The sequence below is a fragment of the Streptomyces iconiensis genome (assembly GCF_028657195.3).
Classification (GTDB): domain Bacteria; phylum Actinomycetota; class Actinomycetes; order Streptomycetales; family Streptomycetaceae; genus Streptomyces; species Streptomyces iconiensis.
In genome coordinates, this window is the sequence record NZ_JANCPR020000111.1 from 1 (window position 1) to 2,125 (window position 2,125).

A 2,125-nucleotide genomic window follows, 5' to 3' on the forward strand; every position below is an offset into this window, starting at 1 on the left:
CGTCCCCGCCGGACATCTCCATGCGCCACTGCTGGTTCTTGGCGCCGCTGACGCACCGGTACTGGTTGACGGTTGCGTTGTTGGCTTTGCTGGCGCCCCGCACGGTCAGACACTTACCGCTGTGCTTGCTGATCACCTTCCGGACGTTCTGTGCCGAGGCATCAGCGGTGCTGTGGGGAGATTCGGACACGTTGGCCGCAGCACTCGGCGCGCCGCTGGCCAATGTACCCAGGACTGCGGCTGCCGCCACCCAGAACGGTAATGCTGCGGAGTTCTTGAACCGTGTGGTCATCCGACGCCCACCCACTTCTGGTTGTTCTTCTTGTTGCACGACCATGTGATGACCGGTGCGTTGTCCGCCTTACTGGCTCCCTGCACGTCCAGGCACTTTTTCCCCTGGGTACGGCTCGGGGTAATCGGACCCTGTCGGTGCGGGGCTGTGGTGAACCAGGTCTGGTCCGGTTCCCCGTTGCAGGTTCGCTGCACCGCGGGAGTGCCCTTGGCAGTGCTTCCCCCTCGCAGAGAAAGGCACTTTTGGCTGTTGAAGTTGACGAACCGGCGGGCGATTCCGCCCATGAAGTACTCGATCCACCACTGGTTCTTGGCGCCGCTGACGCACCGGTACTGGTTGACGGTTGCGTTGTTGGCTTTGCTGGCGCCCCGCACGGTCAGACACTTACCGCTGTGCTTCACCTTGAGGTAGTAGATGTTGTCCCGCCCGGCCACAGGGCGCAGCGCGGCGCCCTCTCCGAGGCCGGCCGTCTCTCCTGACACCGACACCTCCCGAGACGCTGTCGTGCTCGCCGACGCGCCACTGTCAGCATGAGGCACGGCTGTGGCCGAGCCGGGAAACGCCGCGGCAGCGGCCGTTCCCGCCACTGCCAATGCAGTGAGCAATGTGCGCATGTGCTCGTACTCCTCTTGTCGAAACGTAGCCCGCCTGTCGACTGGGGTGGTCCTTGTACGCCGTGTGTGCCTCTGGCGTGCTCGTAGCCAGAGGGAAGACCCCGGCCAGTTCGATAGCCCCAGCAACGGTCGTTAGCTGCCGACGGAGAGATTTCCTGTGAAACTTCATATGCTCCCCCTTGTCCGTCCGCACGTTCACGCCGTCCTCATGCCGTTCTCCTTTCGTTGTGCTGACGACGTCCAGTGACGGCATCGGCATTGTCGTTCCCCTTCGCTCACTGGACGGTCCGCAGTGGCCGACTGCCGACTTTGGCGGGGTCGCCGATAGTGAGAAAGGTAGGACAGATACACATCGGACACGTCCACCCGTAGGTGGGAATGCCGGGTAAACCTGTGAGGTAGGTGGTGAACCAATGCGGTAGGCCGTCGCGCCGGGTCAATGAAGTGGTGATTCCGGTGTTGTCTGGTAAGGCGAAACCGCGATGGGCCGCGTCGTTTTGTCAGTGGTTGGCCGCGCGGATGTCAGTAAGCGTCGTCGCTGGTCAGGGCAGATGCACTGCTGACGCTGCTGCCGTCTTACTGCTTACTTTTCTGCGGTTTTGTCGTTGTCGGTTTGGTGTGGTGTCTGTAAGACCCGGATGTGGGGGGGAAGGCGCGGACCGCTCGGGAAGGGGCCCGCTCTGGGCTGGCATTGCAGCTGTTCTCTGATCCCAGCACCTGGAATCGGATTACGAATGTGAGCCTGCGGAGGGGAAGGCATCATGCTACGCGGGGAAGTGTGCGGTAACCCCAATACGTACCCCAGAATGCATACTTGAGCAGGCGTCAGGGAAATCCCCCTGCATTCGCGGGGGGAGTGGCACCGTGTTCCAATTCCGATTCTGTGCTGCTCGCTTGACGGGACATCAGGGGAAAGTCTTCGAAGAGTGAGGGGGAGTGGTCCCGAATCCCAAAACCAACCCCACGGTGCATACTGGGAAGGGGCGAGCAGGCACGCATCTCCTTTCTTGTAGCCCGCCCAGCATGACCCCGGAGGGGGCACGCGGTCACCGCACCACGGGACGGGCGCACGTCTCAGAAACGGGAAACTCTCCGGCTCCCGGTTCGGTTGGCGCCGGCCGGAGGCCGGGGCCCCACCCCCGGAGGGGGTGGGCCGTGCCCGGAGGGCACGGTGTTTTCCGCCGCGTAGCGGCGGCGCGGCGTGTCTGCGGAGCAGACC

The 2,125-nt window shown here is 63.3% G+C and carries 2 protein-coding genes; both read right to left on the minus strand.

Annotated elements, in window-relative coordinates; all coding sequences use genetic code 11:
• On the minus strand, positions 1 to 292 hold a 292-nt coding region (locus NMN56_RS42865), incomplete at its 3' end, for an RICIN domain-containing protein (protein WP_274048557.1).
• On the minus strand, positions 289 to 906 hold the full coding sequence (locus NMN56_RS42870; RefSeq protein WP_274048556.1) for an RICIN domain-containing protein: 618 nt from the start codon (positions 904 to 906) through the stop codon (positions 289 to 291). The genes NMN56_RS42870 and NMN56_RS42865, both read right to left, overlap by 4 nt.
• Positions 907 to 2,125: the final 1,219 nt, after the last annotated feature.